Source organism: Bacteroides sp. GD17, assembly GCF_038448625.1.
Classification (GTDB): Bacteria; Bacteroidota; Bacteroidia; order Bacteroidales; family Bacteroidaceae; genus Bacteroides.
Window position 1 is genome coordinate 57,771 of the sequence record NZ_JBCEZS010000007.1, and the last position, 19,177, is coordinate 76,947.

The window sequence follows — 19,177 nt, forward strand, 5'->3', positions numbered from 1 at the left end:
TATTTCCGATGATCATCAAAATAGACTCTAATATCTTTATAGCTCAGCCTTGTTTTTAGCGTTTTTTACAAGAGAAGTCATTAAATGGTAACTTTCCTTGGAAGGAACGTCAAATTTAAATGTTTACTAGAAACATGACAAACAATACAGCAAACAATAAGCACATAGCCCAAAACACCATTTTGCTCTATTTCCGCATGCTCTTCATGATGGCGGTGAGCCTATATACCTCACGTGTCATTCTGAGCAAATTAGGGGTAGAAGATTTCGGTATCTACAACGTGGTAGGTGGCATCGTGGGACTCTTTTCGTTCCTCAATGGTTCTATGTCCACCGCCACCCAACGATACCTTACTTTTGAAATCGGGACAGGCAACATTGAAAAGCTGAAAAAGACATTCAGCCTCTGCATTACCATACATGCCATTATTGCCATTATCATTGTGATTTTGGCCGAAACACTGGGCTTATGGCTTTTAACTACCCAAATGAGTATCCCATCCGAGCGGATGGATGCTGCAATGTGGGTATATCAACTATCCATCTTCACTTGCGTAGTATTGATGATGAGCGTGCCTTACAATGCCGACATCATTGCCCACGAAAAGATGGGAGCCTTTGCCTATATTTCCATTTTCGAGGTCACTGCAAAACTTTTGATTGTCTATCTACTAAATTGCATAGACTATGACAAGTTGAAAATATACGCCATCCTAATGTTCTGCATTCAAGTCATCATCAGAGCCATCTACGGAACCTATTGCAAACGTCATTTCATAGAGACCCAATACAAATTTGTATGGGATTCCGTTCTTATGAAAGAGATGCTGGGTTTTGCTGGATGGAATATGTTTGGCATCATAGCCAGCATAGGTATCACCCAAGGCGTGAATATCATCTTGAATATGTTTTTCGGCCCCATTGTCAACGCAGCCCGTGGCATTGCCGTGCAAGTACAGAATGCCATTACCGGCTTTAGCTCCAACTTTCAGTTAGCTCTGAATCCGCAGATTACTAAGTCGTATGCCAACCATGAAATGGAACAAATGTGTAAATTAATCTTTGCCAGTTCCAAATACTCCTTCCTCCTACTCTACTTCTTATCGTTGCCACTGCTGATTGAGACCGACCAAGTGCTACAGTGGTGGCTGAAAGAAGTACCAGCCCACACGAGCAATTTTGTGAGAATCATGCTATGTATCAGTATGATTAACGTAATGGCCGATGCTTTTGTAGTAGCCTCGCAAGCTACCGGAAAAGTTCGTATGTATCAAATATTGGTAGGAGGTACGTTGCTTTTTATTGTACCCACCGCCTACGTAACTCTTAAGCTTGGTTATTCGCCCGAAAGTGTGTTCTTCACACACTTGCTTTACGCCGTGTTAGCACAAGTAGTCCGGATATATCTAGTATGCAATCTGGTACACTTCTCCATACGCAACTATATAAAAGACGTAATAATCAGAATTATAGCTGTAGTAATTCCATCATTTATCCTCCCTCTGTTTTGCTACCATTCAATGGATGCATCCTTGACAAGGTTTCTGATAGTAGGAGCAACCGCAGTGACTTCTGTTTTTATCTCTATCTATTTCATCGGGTTAGGATCGAATGAGCGCAGCTTCATCAAAAATCAAATCCGCAAAAAACTATATCATGGAAAGAACTTATAAATCGCTCGACATCCTCAAATTAGTGAGCGCCATCTGCATAGTTGGTCTGCACTGCTTCCGGTTCAATGATGCCCTTTATGATTATTGGTTTGTATGCGCCACTCGTTTTGGTGTACCCTGCTTTTTCATTATATCCGCATTCTTCTTATTTAAGAAAACGCCTGATTGGGACAAAATGAAGCTATTTACCAAACGCATCGCCAAGCTCTATCTGTTTTGGTTGGTAACCACCGCCCCTCTTACCATTTATCTGCGTCTGTTTGCCAACCACAATCTATCTTTCACAGAAAAGTTTCTGAACTTCATCCACACCAGCCTATTTTCTACCAGTTTTGCAGGGAGTTGGTATCTTATGGCTTTGCTGCAATGTGCATTCATCATCTATTTTCTAAAGAAATATCTATCCAATATCACTATTCTGCTTATCAGCTTTGTGGTCTATGTCTTGCCCTGCATAGCAGCTTCCTATAATTATCTGTTTGACGCAGAGCATATAGTGACCCACTTCATAACCACTTTTACTAATGTTATATTCCGACCATACCATTGTTTCCCGGCAGGTCTCATCTATGTAGCTATAGGCATGTCCATAGCTGAGAATTACCAGAGAATCATGGACAGCATCAGTTTACGTAAAGGAATACTACTCTGTATATTATCTATTTGCATTTCAATTATAGAAAACCAATATATCAATGAATACTCCGGAGGCTTAAGAAAAGATTCCGACGCTTTCTTCTCCTTGATACCTTTGGCAGTATCGTTGATAATTGTAGCACTCAAAACAGATGAAACCTACTTGTTAAGAATGGATACTACTACTATCCGGCAGATTTCCACAATCATGTATTTTTCACAATTTACATTTATATTCATATTGGTGCGCCTGCAAGACCGACATATTTTGCCCATTTCCAACTTCATCTTATACATGCTAGTATTATTGTTTACCATAGGCTTGACCCATGTCCTTAGGAATTTAGCAAATAAATACCCACTTTTGAAATATGCTTTCTAAAAGAACTCTAAATATTGAAATAGGTATCATTGTACCTGTTTATAACGCTCAGGAATCCTTACACAGATGCATAACAAGCATCCTTATGCAAAGCCATACTAACTTCAAACTCATATTAATAGACGATGGAAGTATAGACGACAGTCTGAAGATATGTTATCAATATCAAAACTATGATGACCGAATAGTAGTCTACTCACAAAGTAACAGCGGAGTGAGTACAGCCCGAAACAAGGGCATTGAACTCTGCCTCTCTCCTTATCTGTGCTTCACGGACTCGGATGACTACTTGTCCCCCCACTACCTACAAAACTTTGCGGAAGGTATTGCTACTTCGCCAGACGTTGATATGGTGTTTCAAGGGATTAACCGCGTATTTACCGACCATACAGAAAGGATTGTTCCACAAATGGGAATCTATCCCAGAGAAAAACTTCTTGATGGAATCTCGGATATCAATCGATATTCCATCTTTGGGTATATCTGTACCAAAATGTACAGAACGGAGATTATCAAACGCCATCACTTGTGCTTCAATAAGAATATCAACATCAGTGAAGACCGTATCTTTGCATTGCAATATCTGGAGTATTGCAACGGGCTGTCCGTGATCAATCGTTCAGCCTATAATTACATTATCCACAGCAACGGACTGACGGCGCACAAACGCCCCTATCAAGAGATAAAGCAAGCGGCAGACGCAAATTTACAATGCGCACAACGTCTGCTCACCCTGCTCCAAAGTTCCCGCTTTGAGAACGACACCCAGCGGATGTACATCATGACTAGTTTTAGCTATCTCACGGCACTGTTCTCAACACCTCACTCCTTCAAGACTCAAAAAGCAGAAATATCCAGCTACCTGAGACTTTACTCTGCATGGCTGCCAACATATAACCCTACTAACGGTTATTACAAATTCCTAAAAAGAGCGTTAACTACTCTCCACAACAAAATTTGTATTATTGTCATCGTTTTACGCCTATACTGGTTATCAAAAAGAATAAAGCAAAAATTGCAACATAAATAATCACTCATGAGTTCCATAAAAAGAGAACAATCAATGCCCCTATTAGCCGACAGTGAACATTGTACCGGTTGCATGTGTTGCGCAAATAGCTGCAAACAAGGTGCCATAACCATAGCGGAAGACAAAAACGGCCTTTGGCATCCTGTAGTCGACGTGCAGAAATGCACCGAATGTCATCTGTGCGAAAAGCATTGTGGGGAAGTATACAACGGCATATTTCTGTCAAGGAATCCCATCCATCAATACACTCCTTATACTGCTTGGAACACCAACCCCGACCAGCGAAGCCAGAGCACTTCAGGCGGTGTATTTGCCTCCTTATCCTCTGTAATACTGAACAAGGGTGGAATAGTTTGCGGTGCTGCGATTGGCAACAACCGCGTGCAGCACATCTTTATTACCTCGCTGGAAGAACTCCCCCGCATACAAGGTGTGAAATACATACAAAGCAACCTGACAGGGATATACCAACAGGTACGCACGTACCTCGACGCACAACAAATGGTGTTATTTAGTGGCACTCCCTGCCAAGTGGCCGCCCTCTATGCGTATTTGGGTAAAAAGAGAGACAACGCAAACCTCTATACTGCCGAAGTGATATGTCATGGAGTGGTGTCCAATCTCATCTTGGACAAACATTTGGAATATAACCATGCTAACCAAATTGTATCGTTCCGCTCCAAGAGTTTGGGATGGGGGAAAGACACCTATATCACCGCCATTAAGGAAGGGAAAAAGATGATTCTACAAAACCGACATAAAAACTTCTTCTACCATGCCTTTACATCGGACACAGTAACTCGTCCCTCCTGCTACCAATGCCGGTATGCCACCATAGAGCGGGTGGCGGATCTCACTATGGGCGACTATTGGGGTAGCAAACAATCACAAGAAGAAGCAAGCAAAGGATTATCCCTCTTAATAGTGAACAACGCCCATGGACAGCAACTGTTTGAGAAATGTACCAATCTGCATACCGAAGCCACCGATTGGGAGATGTGCTTACCTCGCAACCCCCGCTTGTATTGCGACAAGCACGAATGCAGGGGCATATCCATCACCACACATCTGCACACTTTGTTTACCTATATGCCCCACTTTGTAGCTCAAAGCATAGCGGGACCGCACATCACCAAACGTAACCCCTTGGCCTACCTACGTGCCCGCTACGTGATAAAGCAGAAAAAAGTGATAGACCAAAAAGTGGAAACAGAACTAAAAAAAGCACTGGAAAAGATAAATAAAACAAAAAGAATGAAAAAAGTAGGAATATTGACATACCACCGTTCCATCAATTATGGAGCTATGCTACAAGCCTACGCCCTACGCTACACTGTACAGAAATTGGCTCATGAAGCCGAAGTGATAGACTATGGCAAGATAGGACAAGAAAAAATATTCTTTTGGTCCACCTTCTCGCTGAAAGCCATTGCAGGGTCGATAGTAAACAATTTCTTAAGATTGTTTGGTGAAAGACAGCGCATGGCCACCTTCAATAAGTTTGCAGAAGAAGTAATTGGGATTTCGCAAAAGCACTATTCCACCAAAGACGAACTAACGGCGGACTTGCACCATTATAAATCTCTCATCACTGGAAGCGACCAAGTGTGGCATCCCGTGATTTGCGAAGACGACATGAGCTATTTCTTAGACTTCCCCATGGCCGACAATCAAAAGATAGCCTACGCACCCAGCTTTGGTGTGAAACAGCTTACCAGCGAACAGCAGAAGAAATATACTCCTTTTCTGCAACACATCGGTCATCTATCTGTAAGAGAAGAAGCCGGAGTACAGATATTAAAAAAGATTCTGAACAAGGAAGTACCATTGGTAGCCGACCCCACGCTGCTATGCGACGCCACTGAGTGGAACGAGATAGCCATTGCTCCTGCCCGTAAAAAAAAATACATCTTGTTTTTCACCATTTTGGGCGACCCCGAAGGATCAGCCGAATTTGTCTCTTCCCTGAGCCGCAAATTTAACTACGAAATAGTGAAAATTGGTTCCATTCGTGACCTGGCCAACTGTCGGTATCATTCGGGAAGAGCAGCAGGTCCTCGTGAATTCCTAGGACTGGTGCGCGAAGCTGAATTTGTGGTGACCAATTCGTTTCACGGAACGGCCTTTTCCATCATCTATCGCAAAAACTTCTTCACGTTCCTCAACAAGAACGACCGTAATTCGCGTCTGGAATCCATCACGCAAGTACTTGGATTGGAAGCTCAACTCAAAAAGGGAAAATGCGCATTGCCGGAAAATCTAACAGTGGACTACACACAAGCCAAAGAACGATTGGCATTGTTAAAAAAGCAATCCTTATCCTTTTTAGAAAACTCTTTAAACTCATGAAATCTATCTTATTCTATATTGCACGCTACCCTGGCTATGGGGGAATAGAGAACGTCACCACTCTGCTGGCTAATTATCTATCATCGGAAAAGCTCCATAGAGTAAGCATCTTATCGTGCCATCAGCAAGCTGAAAAGGAATTACTGGCTAGACTGCATACAAATATAAGTTTTTTCAAATTGCCTAATCCTACCCGTGTAAATGCGGAAGAAAATCAAAACTATTATAAGCAAATAATAATTGATAACCACATCGACACCATCATCTACCAAGACAGTTACTACCCCAATGAATGTCTATTACTAAATACTCCCAGTAGAGACAGCATCAAGATTATATGCGTGGAGCATAGCGCTCCCAATAGCGGTTTAACTACATACCAGGCATTTAAGAAAAAGCCATGGTATAACTTTTATATGTACGCCAAAACAGCTTATTTCCACAGATTAGGAATGCTCAAAACGAAGAAGCGCAAACAGCAGTTATACACATACTGCGACAAATATGTAATGTTGTCGCCTGGATATATCCCCATCTTTATGAAGATGAACAGCCTTACCGATGCCAGTAAAATGGCAGTGATAGGAAATCCCATTTCATTGTCCTTATTAAGCGAAGTGCCCACAAAAGAAAAAAGCTGCCTCTTTATTGGTAGGTTTACTTCCTCCAAAGGTATCCCCCATCTACTGAACATCTGGAAAAAGATAGAACAGAGCCCTCGCTGCAACGAATGGAAACTGGTGATGGTGGGTGACGGCGAACAGAGAAACGAAATAGAAGCCTACATCCGCAGCAACCATTTGGAAAGAGTGCAACTAGAAGGATTCAAGAAAGAGGTAGCTCCCTACTATCAAAAAGCTTCCCTCTTCTTGATGACCTCTATCTTCGAAGGTTTCCCCCTCACCCTCCCCGAGGCCATGGGAAACGGAGCAGTACCTATGGCATTCAACAGTTTCGCAGCCATCCCCGACATTATAGACCAAGATGTAAACGGCATTCTTATACCTCCCTTTGACGAAGAGCAGTTTAGGATTCGCCTCACCGATTTGATGCAGGACGAGGACGAAAGAAACCGCCTGTCCCAAAATGCTTTGAAGAAAGCACAAAAATTTTCACAATCCGCCATTTGGTCACAATGGGATAAGCTGTTGGAAGAATGATCGGAGTTTACAAAAAATCAAAACAAAGCATTTATCTTGTGGTATACGCCACCATGGCACTTGCTCTCATCTGGGGACTCTATTTTCTTGCACCTACCCCCATCAAACTGATATTCTCGGCAGGTATGTGGGCTAGTATTTTTACATTCCCCTTTGTGTTAATCAAACACAATGACTTCTCGAAATGGGGAAACATACTATTACGGGCTTGTCTGCTGATGACTACAGTGCAAATAGCAAGGACGATATTCAATACCGATGCTGCCATGAATGCGTTTGGCAATAAATGGATCACCCTTTTTGGCAACGAATATACAGCTTTACTATTAATGCCCCCCTTATTTACTTATTTAGGCACTTTAAAGTACAACGTAGTTTTACTGAAAAAAGCCACCTGGATATACCTTGTGGCAGGTATTGTTTGCATTTTCGGATTCAACAATTCGCTAGGATGGATAGCCATCTATGGAGTTGTATTTTATCCATATGTGGACAAACACTATAGAGCACTTTTACTTATCGCAGTATTGGAAGGCATACTGAGCATTTTTGTTACCCGTATGTTTGTCATTATCACTGCATTCATCTTTGCAAGCTATCTGCTGGTATATGTAATAAACAAGCCACGATGGAACAAATTTTTTGTTACAGCCGTAGCCATATCCCCTCTAATATTGTTTGTTCCCATGCTGCACATCACCAAAGAGTTGACTCCATTTGAGAAATTGAGCATGTATCTCTCCAACAAGACTGATGATACATCCATATCAGCCGATACTCGTACTTTTCTATATGTAGAGATGGCAAGCGACTTGACAAACAACCACGCATGGCTCATAGGCAAGGGGGCATTTTCGCACTACTATTCGTTGTTTTTCGACCAATCAAGTATGGGTAAATACGGACGTATCACGTCCGAAGTACCTTTCCTTAACCATCTATTGCGAGGAGGCATTCTCTACGTATTGGCATACTACGGGTTAATTCTTTTAGCTGTTTACAAATCAACTTGGCAAGGAAATAATAAATTCGTCCGATCAATAGGTATTATTGCTGTAGGTTGGTATCTCAACAGTTTCGTAGGAGACATCACAGGATGCAGATTCTATCACATAGCTTTTTTCCTATTGATAGGATGCTGCTTATCAAGAAAATGGCTTAATTATACAGATATGGATATTAAAAAAATTATGAAGAAATGAAAATTGCAATCATACAATCAGGAAACTCCGGCTTTTTCCCTCGTTTTTATAAATCGTTGGCTCATGCCATAGAACAAAATCAGGATGAATGTATACTAATGGTGCCCAACAGTGGCCGCAACAAACGATGCGTACTACCCCATCAACAGATCTGGGGTACCCGGCTCAATTGGTTCATCCATTCACGTTGGTATAAGATGACCGGATTGCAAGATATATTTTCCGTTTTCGACACTCTGCATCTGTTGCACTTACTCCGCAAACATAAACCTAATGTGATTCACTTCAACATCATCAACGACAAATGCCTAAACATGCCTATGTTAGTGCGCCACGCTAACAAGTACCACATAGCCATAGTATGGACTATGCACGACTGCCGTGCTTTTACAGGTCAGTGTCCTTATTTTGACGAAGTGAATTGCAACCGTTGGAAAACTGGATGCGGGGATTGCCCTCAATGTGAAACTTGGATAGACAGCACCCAATACCAATGGCAGATACGCCAACAGTGGCATACCGCTTTCGAGAATCTTGTCATCGTTACCCCCTCACAATGGTTGGCCTCGTTCGTTAAAGAATCAATGTTCAAAAAAAATCGGGTGGAAGTGATTTACAATGGTGTAGACACAACTAAATTTACACAGAAATCCAATAGTGACGTACATAGCAAATATCACATTGACAAAGAAAAAAAAATAGTTCTGGGATGTGCTATCAATTGGGAACCCCGCAAGGGAATGACCTATTTTGAGCAAATGGCCGAATTACTACCCAATGATTATCAAATAGTGCTTGTGGGAAGTATTGGCGAAAAGAAAAAAAAATGTTTGGCCCAGAAAAATATAATTTGTGTAGGACGTACTTCCACTTCAGATGAAATAGTGGCATGGTATCAATCCGCCGCAGTATTTTGTAACCCCACATTAGCCGACAACTTCCCTACTACCAACATAGAATCACTTGCAGCTGGAACTCCCGTTGTTACCTTCCACACGGGAGGAAGCCCGGAAGCCATAGATACTAAGACAGGAATGGTGGTAGAACAAGGAAATCTGCAACAACTGTGTGAAGCTGTGAAACAGGTGGCAAGCCACAGAGATACCTATACCACTGAAAATTGCAGAAAGCGCTCATTGCTATTTTCCAATGAACAATACAAACAATATGTACAACTGTATTATCAGATAAAAAAGTAGTATGAATACCTCACTCTTCCCCGCTTTAAACCTCATTCGCACATTTGCTATTCTCCTAGTGATGCTCAACCACAACTTATGCAAAAACATAGGCCCACTGCAAGACATCTTCGTGGTGTTGGGCAAAGCGGGCGTGCCCTTGTTTCTGCTGTTAACAGGATACCTTAATGGAAGTAAAACAGTGGAAGACTACTATGTACACGGTAAGTGGAAACGTTGTATTGACATTATGATAGCCTATGTTGTATTGGGTACTTTGTGCTATTTCGGCGTAAGATTCTTCGATGGAAAAAGCTATAGTATAGGAAATTATATGCAGAAACTACTCTCCTATCACGCCACCGAAAACGGGTGGTACATCAACATGTGGATAGGACTGTTCTTTATGACACCGCTCATCAATGCCATGATTACAGGTCTTAAATATGCCAATATAAATTATAAAATAGGAGAGAAAAAGAAACAACTATCGGGCATCGAAATAGCTATCTTAACGTTCATTGCCCTTACCTCGCTGCCTGCATTCACCAACAGAAATGGAAATAACATTCTTCCTGACTACTGGATAATAGCTTTCCCCGTCACTTTTTATTTGATAGGGCATTACATCCGCTCAGTACAATGGAAACTCAAAAGAAATCATTTAATAACAGTAATAGCTACAATAGTCGTAGGAGAATCGTTAATGAATATAGTGACAGGAAACAAATGCTACCTTTATTTTTACGGAGGACACGACAGTTTAGTCTATCTGGTGCTGGCAGTGGCGTTATTCTTGCTACTCAAAGACTTCTCAATGGGAAATCGTGGCAGGATGGTGGTCAACAAAATAGCCGCACTTTCGCTAAACATTTATTTGATAGGCTACTTGTTCGACTCCATTTTCCATTCTTTGTGGTGCAGTAGCTTAGATTATCAATGGGCATACCTATATTTCCCTTACAACGTAGCTTGTTTTGTAGCTTCCATCACAGCCTCGCTAGGAATAGCATACTTATACGACTTGTTATACAAAAATATCAAAAATAAATTTCAAAGCATCAAAAATAAATGAAAAGACTAATTATAGCAGACGTGAAAAGTAATAACAATAAAGGGCATTGTACTGGTCACTATTTTGCTTTGGCACAAAACTATCTGGATCTCTATCAAGATGTGTGCCTTGTGCTAGTGGGAGGCGGGCCTGTCTATAAAATCAACTTCGAGGAAGAGGACTTGCTTGCTCTGCCTTACGACTCCGTAAATAGCAAGAGCGCCATTCGCAACAAGTGGAGGGTATTAATGAACTGCCACTATCTGTTCGGCATAACTACTCCCAAGGATGTGATTGTGTTGCAGATGTCGGGCGCAGTAACCACCTTTGTGGGGATAGCCTTGTTTGCCAAGAAGTGGAACAACATCCATTGCATTCAATATAGCGAAGAGTCTCTCTCATCGCCTATCAAACGGTGGATCTACAACTTGGCTAAAAAAAAAATTAAAGGAATAATCTGCCCCAACAGTCGCATAGGCCAAGCATACGACAGGCCATACTGTGAAGTGACAGACTACATCTACCCTCACTATGATCGGCTAATGGTCTCTACCTCATACTTTGAAAAAAAGTACGATTTTGCCATAGTGGGCAGCATTTGGCCGGACAAGGGGGTGTTGGAAGCCGCTGAATGGTTGGGCAACACTGGTCATCGGTTATTAATAGCCGGCAACACCCACGACACCGCCTACGCCCACGCCCTGCGGCAAATAGCCAAAGAACATGAAAACATAGAGCTACACATAGAGTTTGTATCCGACGACGATTATCACCGCTACATACGCCAATCACGCTACTGTATTCTCAACTACCAAGGGGTTTATAGCAACCGCAGCAGCGGTGTGGTGCTGGACACGCTGTTCAACTATACACCTGTGGTGGGTCGTCGGTGCAATGCGCTAAGATTTATCGAGGACGAGCAGGTAGGATATCTCTATGATGACATCCGCCACCTCTCTCCTGACCTGGTACTAAATGAGACCATCTACAGACAATACACAGCACACATCGAAACCTATCTACACAAGCAGAAGGAGTATAAAGAAAGAGTGATTCACTTCTTAAACCTTAAAAGCCAAGATTTATGAAAGTATTATATTGCAATCCCATATTTGCCGCCTACCGCATCCCGTTCTACATGGAACTGAATCGGCTGTTAGACAACAACTTCTATGTGCTCTATTCAGAGCGCCGTTACGAAAACGACATCCGCTTCCAGAAACTGAAAAACGACATACCCGTGAAGATGGGGCAACATGCCATTCCCTTCATCAACGAGAAGTTTTATTATACCAAGCTGATATGCCTCTCGCTTACCCGTGGACTGATACGCACCATTGCCCAAATAAACCCCGATGCGCTAATTACCGAAGGATTTGGGCAGTGGACACCATTTGTGATAACATACGCCACACAAAAGAAAATACCGGTATATATAGGCTATGAGCGCACCCTACATACCGAGAAGAACAACCCATGGGTAAAAACGCTACACCGTAAGTTAACCGACCATTTCGTAACTGGCTACTTAGTGAATGGAGCAGAATGCAAGAAGTACCTACAGTCAATAGGCATCAAAGAGAATAAGATATTCATTGGAGGCATGAACGCCGACAGTCAAGGACTGAAAGAGAATATAGCACACACCAGTGAAGCTGCCAAGCAATACCTCCGACAAAAGCTGAATCTCAATAGCAAAGGATTAAGCTTCTTGTTCACAGGAATGCTCATTGAACGAAAAGGTTTAATTTATCTACTCAAAGTTTGGAACGAGCATCTCACTAAGCATCCGCACGACCATTTGGTAATAGTGGGGACAGGCGATAAGATGGAGGAATATCAAAAAGAGTTCACCCACCCCTCCATCCACTTTGTAGGTCGGATAGAATATGACCAGATAGGGATTTATTATGACATAGCAGATGTATATATTATTCCCACGCTGGAAGATAACTGGAGCCTCGTGGTACCCGAAGCCATGGCATGCGGCCTCCCCATAGCGTGCAGCCAATACAACGGTTGCCACCCCGAACTAATAGATCAAGATAACGGTTATGTGTTCAACCCCTTAGACCCCCACTCCATCCGGCTATGTCTGGATTATTTCCACCACCAAGACTTAGCCAAGATGGGTGCACACTCCGTAGAGAAAGAAGCTCCTTTCAATGCGGAGAATAGTGCAAGAAGGGTGTATGATGTAATAATAAAAACTTGTAAAAAATAAGAAATAATGAGACAGCTTTATCTATTTTTGTATTATGCCTTGTTACAATATATCCCCATGCACCCCATGCCGGGATATAAGATAGGTTACTATCTAAGGCGACTTATTGCTCAAAAGTTACTCAAACAGTGTGGCATCGGTGTCATTGTGAAAAACGGTTGTTACTTTGGCAAAGGCGACCGCCTCACAGTAGGTAACCGCAGCCAATTAGGACAAAATGCTCGACTCACTGGTACCATCAGCATTGGCGACGACTGTGTGATGGGGCCTGACGTAGTGATGATGGCCACCAGCCACGGTTACTCTGACCTCTTTACTCCCATCAACCGCCAAGCAGGATACGAAAAAGAAATCACCATAGGCAACGACTGCTGGATAGGCACAAGAGTAGTGATTCTGCCAGGCGTGCATCTAGGCAACCATTGCATAGTGGGGGCAAATGCCGTTGTTACGCATTCATTCCCAGACAATTGCATATTAGGAGGGGTCCCCGCAAAAGTATTAAAAATCAGAGAATAACATAAAGAGAGAGGATTTATCAATATGAAAGAGAATAGTTTCATAAGCAATCTTTTTTCCCAGCTCATTAAGGAAGATATAGAATATTGTGTGCTCCGCAATTACCAGTCTCTTCCTAAGCATAGCGGAGGGAGTGACATTGATTTATGGGTATCAACCAAGGATACTCCCCATCTCTTTGCTATTTTAGAAAAGGTGAAGGATGAAACAAATAGTCATTTGGTATCGTACTTAATTGATACACATTGCCCTAAGGTTTGCTATTTGAATGAAAATGAAGGATGCCAAATAGACATTTTCAAAGGCAATATCTATTATCAGAACAATGTCATGATAACGGAAAAGTCTATTGAAACAAACCTCGCTTATTACAAGGATATAAAAATATTAGATGATTGTTATGCAAATATTATAGCATTTTTGAAAGAGATAATAAATAATGAAAGATGCGACGACAAATACATCATGCCTATATATGCAAACAAAAATGTATATCAAAAGGAATATTTGCAAATTCAATGTCCACTATTTACTCCTCTTTTTATTGAAAGATTCTACAATGCCATTCAAAAGGAAGATATCACTAAACAGATGTCTGTCTTATGTCAACTAGCTAAAAAATCAATCGTTAAAAAGAGTGTTAATTTCAATAGAATCAAAAAGATGAAACGTGTGTTCCAAAGGCCAGGCTATGTAATAGTTGTACTTGGAACAGACGGCAGCGGTAAGAGCACCATTATTAACGCCATCACTCCCATTATCAACGAAGCATTTCATAAAAGCGTAATCTACAACCACCTCCGCCCTAACGTGCTGCCGGAGTTAGGTGTGCTGCTAGGAAGAAAAGCGAAGACAGACAAGCCGATAGTAGTGACCAACCCGCATGCACAGAAACCATCAGGACCGGTGGGCTCGATATTTCGTTGGGGATATTACTTGTTAGATTACACTTTGGGATATATAAAGTCAGTATTTCCACAGATACGCACCAAGTCGAAAGTATTTATCTTCGACCGCTACTACTACGACTATTATATAGACCAGCGACGAAGCCGCACCTCGTTACCTCATTGGATATTGCGTTTGGGTGAATGCCTGGTACCCACACCAGACATCATACTCTGTCTGGGTGGTGATCCGCAAAAAATATACAGCCGCAAGCCGGAGACGAGCCTCAAAGAGGTGACCCGACAGACACGCATACTGCAAAAGTTCTGCCACAGTCGGCGTAAAGCAGTGTGGATAGACACTACAACTACTCCACAAGAGAGCATCATCGCCACCATGGAGGCCATTGTGAAAATGATGATTCCCCGATTTAAAAACACAAAGTTATAATGAAGATACTCGTAAACTGTTACGCTTGTTCGCCTTACAAAGGCAGTGAACCGGGAATGGGATGGAACTTCGTGAAATGTCTGTGTCGCCTGCACGAACTGCACATCATCACCGAAAGCAAGTTTCAACCTGACCTGAACCGATACTTCGAGGAACATCCAAAGGAGAAACCGTTCTATCATTTCTATTTTATAGAGAAAAAACGGCATAAAAAAATACGGAAAATATGGCCGCCATCGTATTATTGGTTTTACAAAGTTTGGCAAAAGAAGGTGCTAGCACTGGCCAAGACATTGGATAAGAAAGAGAACTTCGATGTGGTTCACCAATTGAATATGGTGGGATATAGAGAACCTGGATATCTGCATGAAATAGGAAAACCGCTGATATGGGGGCCTATGGGAGGATTTAACATTACCCCTTGGAGGTTGTTGCCATCAATGGGTGTATATGGCATCTTATTTTATGGCTTCCGCAACTTAATAAACCTATATCAGATGCACTTCTCTAAACGGGTGAAGGAGGCTGTAACAAAAAGCAAAATGGTGATCTGCGCCACGAGAGACGATGCAGATGCTCTGAAAAGACTATGGAACAAGACAGGAGTAGTGATTCCAGAAGTGGGGTTTACCCCGATGCCACAGTCCACAAATATAGCAAATAGAGCGGGTAAGCTAAAAGTATGTTGGTCGGGACTGCACATTCCTAGAAAATCACTGAACCTTCTGCTGGAGGCTTTGGCAGTATGTCCGCTAAAAAACGAAATAGAACTACACGTGATAGGAGAAGGATTTTGTACCGCTAAATGGAAAAGATTGGCCGAGAAGTCGCAATTAAAAAATGTACATTGGCATGGATGGGTAGCAAGAGAAAAGGCATTGCAAATAATGCAAGAATCCCATCTGTTTGTCATAACCAGCCTTTCGGATGCTACATCAACTGTATTGCTGGAAGCTCTTTCTTTAGGATTGCCAATCATTACCCTAAATCATTTAGGCTTCTCCAACATCGTCACTAATGGTTGTGGCATCAAAATAGACATCCACTCCAAGCAGCAAGTCGTCACCGACATAGCCCAAACCATAGAAAGTCTCTACCATAATGAGACAGAGCGCATGCGATTGGCCCAAGGCGCCTTGAAACGCTCTACGGACTTCGCTTGGGAAGAAAAAGCAGTACAGATAAGCAATATCTATCAACAAATAGCACACCAATTATGACCTACTTCCGATTTAAAACTTTCACCACCTCCTACTACTTTCCCACCCTACAAGCCCACCAGCAATACATGTACGGCCTCTACAGTGCCTACGGCGGCAAGCTATCTAAAATTTATTGGACCTTGTTCAAGAAATGTAGTATAGTGAGGGTACTGACAGCCGTGAACGAAGAACAACTGCCTTTCCCCCATCGCCAAATAAAGGAGGCGGACGGCACAGACTGCCTGATGGCGTTCAATATGGGTAGCCCAGGAGTGGAACAAAAAATATCCATCTTAGGATATGACAATAGTAACAACACGCCGTTCTTCGCCAAATTCTCACAGAAACCAGTGGCCAAAGTCTTAACTTACAACGAAATTGAAATCTACCGTCTGTTGAAAGACAGCTCCCTCACACCTCAACTCTTAGACTACAAAATATGCCCGGAGTATGTCTATCTGAAAGCGGAATTCGTAGAGGGAAAACGGCCAGAGACTACAGAACTCACGATGCCCATTGTCGAACTATGCTTACAGCTGAAGGAGCATCACCTTACAGCCGCTCACATTGACGACTATGGACTAAAACTTGCGCTGGCACACGGCGACTTCTGCCCTTGGAATATCTTGATGCAAGAAAACCACATGAAGCTCATAGACTGGGAACTGGCCAAAGACCGCCCACTGGGATTTGACCTCTTTACATACATTTGCCAAGTGTCACTACTGTTTGCTCCTGACATCGAACTGCTACAAGCTATAGACCGCCACAACACACTGATAGAGCATTACTTTGCGGCGTGTGACATAGACTGCTATCTGCCCTACCTCAAGGCATTTGCCACAGAGAAGGCTCTCTACGAAGAGGGCAAAGGCAACCACACTGCATACACCCAATATCACCTATTAGCAAACATTCTATCGTAAAATAGCATGAGACCTACTATTCTTTTCATTCTCCACCTCCCCCCACCCGTGCATGGCGCAGCCATGATGGGACAATACATACACGATAGTCAGCTCATCAATAAGAGCTTTAGTTGCAATTATATCAACCTCACCACCGCTAAGAGTCTACAAGACATCGGTAAAGGAGGGATATACAAATTATGGAAGTTTGTAAAGCTGCTGAACAAGATCGTGAAAACAGTATGCATAATACATCCCCAGCTGGTATATGTCACGCCAAATGCCTGTGGAGGAGCGTTTTACAAAGACTTCGTGGTGGTACAGTTGCTCAAGGTCATGGGGCAAAAGGTGGTGGTACACTATCACAACAAGGGAGTATCCACCCATCAAGACCGTTCTTTGGACAACTGGCTCTACCACCGGTTCTTCAAGGAGCTGAAGGTGATACTTTTGGCAGAAACTCTCTACAATGATATTAAAAAGTATGTCCCCTACAGCAAGGTATATATATGCCCCAACGGCATCCCAGAAACACCGCAAGCAGAACCGATGGCACGGAGGTACAACAGCATTCCCCGTCTGCTATTCCTTAGTAACCTGCTAGTGAGTAAGGGGGTACTGGTACTGCTCGATGCTTGCCGCATCTTGAAGGAGAAAGGGTACTTGTTTTTGAGCGAGTTTGTAGGCAGCGAAACAGCTGAGATAGATGCAACACGCTTCAAGGAAGAAGTGGAAAAGCGCAAATTGAATTGTATGGTAGTATATCAAGGACAGAAATATGGAAAAGAAAAACAAAGATATTTCGAAAAGGCAGATATTTTTATATTTCCTACACTCTATGAAACATTTGGCTTAGTTCTGTTGGAAGCCATGGAGCATGCACTTCCTTGCATCAGCACGAATGAGGGCGGAATACCGGATATCATAGAAAACGGAAAAAACGGATACATCGTACAAAAGCATTCACCAGAAGAGATTGCCCGAAAAATAGAGTACTTGATAGAACATCCTGAACAATGTATTGCCATGGGGAAAGCCGGAAAAGAAAAATTTAAAAAAGAATTTACACTAGATAAGTTTGAGAAGCGAATGAAAGATATCTTAGAAGATTGTGCCACTTCGACATAATTTTCTCGGGAAAAGCAAATATTATTCAGTGGCACGGACTGGGATAGCTGCACCAAGAGAGATTTACACATTAATAATAAACTGATTAAAAGAAAAAAAATCATGAATAAAAAGGTAGCATTGATTTCAGGTATTACAGGCCAGGATGGCTCGTTCCTGGCAGAGTTTTTAATTGAAAAAGGTTATGAAGTACATGGCATTATGCGCCGTTCATCATCGTTCAATACCGGACGTATAGAGCATTTGTATCTGGACGAGTGGGTGCGCGACATGAAAAAGGATCGTTTGGTAAATTTGCATTATGGAGATATGACGGACAGTAGTTCGCTGATTCGCATTATACAGGAGGTGCAACCGGATGAAATTTATAATCTGGCAGCCCAGAGTCATGTGAAAGTGTCGTTCGACGTACCAGAATATACGGCCGAAGCGGATGCAGTGGGCACACTCCGTATGCTAGAAGCTGTGCGCATCTTGGGCATGGAGAAGAATACGCGTATTTATCAGGCCTCTACTTCGGAACTGTTCGGGTTGGTGCAGGAAGTACCACAAAAGGAAACGACCCCATTTTATCCGCGAAGCCCGTACGGGGTAGCTAAGCAATACGGCTTTTGGATTACAAAGAACTACCGCGAAAGTTATAACATGTTTGCCGTAAACGGTATCCTCTTCAACCATGAAAGTGAGCGGCGCGGCGAAACATTCGTAACTCGCAAAATAACACTGGCAGCAGCACGAATCGCACAAGGATTGCAAGACAAATTGTACTTGGGCAACATGAATTCCTTACGTGACTGGGGATATGCCAAAGATTATGTGGAATGTATGTGGCTGATTTTGCAACATGATACCCCGGAGGATTTTGTGATTGCTACCGGAGAATACCATACGGTACGCGACTTTGCCACGCTTGCCTTCAAAGAAGCGGGAATAGAACTGCATTGGGAAGGTGAAGGCGTAGACGAAAAAGGCATCGACACGAAAACCGGAAAAGTACTGGTAGAGGTAGATCAAAAGTTTTTCCGCCCGTCGGAAGTAGAACAGTTGCTGGGCGACCCAACCAAAGCCAAGACATTACTGAAGTGGAATCCGCGTAAAACTTCCTTCGAAGAACTAGTGAGGATAATGGTAGCTCATGACATGAAGTTTGTAAAGAAACTGCTCATGAAGACTTTAGCTGAGAATGACAAATAA

Annotated in this window: 16 protein-coding genes; all 16 read left to right on the top strand. The window is 42.5% G+C overall.

Annotated elements, in window-relative coordinates; translation table 11 throughout:
- Positions 1-134 precede the first annotated feature (134 nt).
- Entirely contained in the window at positions 135-1,673 is a 1,539-nt protein-coding gene (locus tag AAE250_RS12720) for a lipopolysaccharide biosynthesis protein (protein ID WP_294600333.1), read from the top strand.
- Positions 1,657-2,691: an acyltransferase family protein gene (locus AAE250_RS12725; protein ID WP_294600336.1), complete on the top strand. Its 1,035-nt coding sequence runs from the start codon at positions 1,657-1,659 to the stop codon at positions 2,689-2,691. The genes AAE250_RS12720 and AAE250_RS12725 overlap by 17 nt, the downstream gene beginning before the upstream one ends.
- The gene (locus AAE250_RS12730; protein ID WP_294600339.1) at positions 2,681-3,721 is read left to right on the top strand and encodes a glycosyltransferase family A protein; all 1,041 of its coding nucleotides are present in this window, start codon (positions 2,681-2,683) and stop codon (positions 3,719-3,721) included. Before AAE250_RS12725 ends, AAE250_RS12730 begins: the two co-directional genes overlap by 11 nt.
- Before the next feature lie 33 nt (positions 3,722-3,754).
- Entirely contained in the window at positions 3,755-6,070 is a 2,316-nt protein-coding gene (locus tag AAE250_RS12735; protein WP_294600342.1) for a polysaccharide pyruvyl transferase family protein, read from the top strand.
- Positions 6,067-7,230 carry a glycosyltransferase gene (locus AAE250_RS12740; protein ID WP_294600345.1) on the top strand — a complete coding sequence of 388 codons (1,164 nt, stop codon included), beginning with the start codon at positions 6,067-6,069 and terminating at the stop codon, positions 7,228-7,230. Before AAE250_RS12735 ends, AAE250_RS12740 begins: the two co-directional genes overlap by 4 nt.
- Positions 7,227-8,432 (top strand): hypothetical protein, encoded by a 1,206-nt coding sequence (locus tag AAE250_RS12745; RefSeq protein ID WP_342289023.1) that lies wholly within the window; start codon positions 7,227-7,229, stop codon positions 8,430-8,432. Before AAE250_RS12740 ends, AAE250_RS12745 begins: the two co-directional genes overlap by 4 nt.
- Positions 8,429-9,631, top strand: a complete 1,203-nt coding sequence (locus AAE250_RS12750) for a glycosyltransferase (RefSeq protein ID WP_294600350.1) — start codon at positions 8,429-8,431, stop codon at positions 9,629-9,631. The genes AAE250_RS12745 and AAE250_RS12750 overlap by 4 nt, the downstream gene beginning before the upstream one ends.
- 1 nt (position 9,632) lies before the next feature.
- A complete protein-coding gene (locus tag AAE250_RS12755; protein ID WP_294600353.1) occupies positions 9,633-10,685 on the top strand; it encodes an acyltransferase family protein in 1,053 nt (350 codons plus the stop codon).
- Positions 10,682-11,752: a hypothetical protein gene (locus AAE250_RS12760; RefSeq protein WP_294600357.1), complete on the top strand. Its 1,071-nt coding sequence runs from the start codon at positions 10,682-10,684 to the stop codon at positions 11,750-11,752. The genes AAE250_RS12755 and AAE250_RS12760 overlap by 4 nt, the downstream gene beginning before the upstream one ends.
- Entirely contained in the window at positions 11,749-12,888 is a 1,140-nt protein-coding gene (locus AAE250_RS12765) for a glycosyltransferase family 4 protein (protein WP_294600360.1), read from the top strand. Before AAE250_RS12760 ends, AAE250_RS12765 begins: the two co-directional genes overlap by 4 nt.
- Positions 12,889-12,894: 6 nt before the next feature.
- Positions 12,895-13,407, top strand: a complete 513-nt coding sequence (locus AAE250_RS12770) for an acyltransferase (protein WP_294600364.1) — start codon at positions 12,895-12,897, stop codon at positions 13,405-13,407.
- A gap of 663 nt (positions 13,408-14,070) precedes the next feature.
- Entirely contained in the window at positions 14,071-14,745 is a 675-nt protein-coding gene (locus AAE250_RS12775; RefSeq protein ID WP_294600367.1) for a hypothetical protein, read from the top strand.
- On the top strand, positions 14,745-15,965 hold the full coding sequence (locus AAE250_RS12780; protein WP_294600369.1) for a glycosyltransferase family 4 protein: 1,221 nt from the start codon (positions 14,745-14,747) through the stop codon (positions 15,963-15,965). The genes AAE250_RS12775 and AAE250_RS12780 overlap by 1 nt, the downstream gene beginning before the upstream one ends.
- Positions 15,962-16,873 (top strand): phosphotransferase, encoded by a 912-nt coding sequence (locus AAE250_RS12785; RefSeq protein ID WP_294600371.1) that lies wholly within the window; start codon positions 15,962-15,964, stop codon positions 16,871-16,873. The genes AAE250_RS12780 and AAE250_RS12785 overlap by 4 nt, the downstream gene beginning before the upstream one ends.
- Positions 16,874-16,879: 6 nt before the next feature.
- Positions 16,880-17,983 carry a glycosyltransferase family 4 protein gene (locus tag AAE250_RS12790; protein ID WP_294600373.1) on the top strand — a complete coding sequence of 368 codons (1,104 nt, stop codon included), beginning with the start codon at positions 16,880-16,882 and terminating at the stop codon, positions 17,981-17,983.
- A 102-nt stretch (positions 17,984-18,085) separates the two neighbouring features.
- On the top strand, positions 18,086-19,177 hold the full coding sequence (gene gmd, locus AAE250_RS12795) for a GDP-mannose 4,6-dehydratase (RefSeq protein WP_294600374.1): 1,092 nt from the start codon (positions 18,086-18,088) through the stop codon (positions 19,175-19,177).

Excerpts from the sequence above, each read along its gene's own strand:
- AAE250_RS12770 (WP_294600364.1), top strand. The coding sequence starts at position 12,895 with ATGAGACAGCTTTATCTATTTTTGTATTATGCCTTGTTACAATATATC.
- AAE250_RS12720 (WP_294600333.1), top strand. The coding sequence starts at position 135 with ATGACAAACAATACAGCAAACAATAAGCACATAGCCCAAAACACCATT.
- AAE250_RS12760 (WP_294600357.1), top strand. The coding sequence starts at position 10,682 with ATGAAAAGACTAATTATAGCAGACGTGAAAAGTAATAACAATAAAGGG.
- AAE250_RS12755 (WP_294600353.1), top strand. The coding sequence starts at position 9,633 with ATGAATACCTCACTCTTCCCCGCTTTAAACCTCATTCGCACATTTGCT.
- AAE250_RS12775 (WP_294600367.1), top strand. The coding sequence starts at position 14,071 with ATGAAACGTGTGTTCCAAAGGCCAGGCTATGTAATAGTTGTACTTGGA.
- AAE250_RS12730 (WP_294600339.1), top strand. The coding sequence starts at position 2,681 with ATGCTTTCTAAAAGAACTCTAAATATTGAAATAGGTATCATTGTACCT.
- AAE250_RS12725 (WP_294600336.1), top strand. The coding sequence starts at position 1,657 with ATGGAAAGAACTTATAAATCGCTCGACATCCTCAAATTAGTGAGCGCC.
- AAE250_RS12785 (WP_294600371.1), top strand. The coding sequence starts at position 15,962 with ATGACCTACTTCCGATTTAAAACTTTCACCACCTCCTACTACTTTCCC.
- AAE250_RS12735 (WP_294600342.1), top strand. The coding sequence starts at position 3,755 with ATGCCCCTATTAGCCGACAGTGAACATTGTACCGGTTGCATGTGTTGC.
- AAE250_RS12740 (WP_294600345.1), top strand. The coding sequence starts at position 6,067 with ATGAAATCTATCTTATTCTATATTGCACGCTACCCTGGCTATGGGGGA.
- AAE250_RS12790 (WP_294600373.1), top strand. The coding sequence starts at position 16,880 with ATGAGACCTACTATTCTTTTCATTCTCCACCTCCCCCCACCCGTGCAT.
- AAE250_RS12745 (WP_342289023.1), top strand. The coding sequence starts at position 7,227 with ATGATCGGAGTTTACAAAAAATCAAAACAAAGCATTTATCTTGTGGTA.
- AAE250_RS12765 (WP_294600360.1), top strand. The coding sequence starts at position 11,749 with ATGAAAGTATTATATTGCAATCCCATATTTGCCGCCTACCGCATCCCG.
- gmd (WP_294600374.1), top strand. The coding sequence starts at position 18,086 with ATGAATAAAAAGGTAGCATTGATTTCAGGTATTACAGGCCAGGATGGC.
- AAE250_RS12750 (WP_294600350.1), top strand. The coding sequence starts at position 8,429 with ATGAAAATTGCAATCATACAATCAGGAAACTCCGGCTTTTTCCCTCGT.
- AAE250_RS12780 (WP_294600369.1), top strand. The coding sequence starts at position 14,745 with ATGAAGATACTCGTAAACTGTTACGCTTGTTCGCCTTACAAAGGCAGT.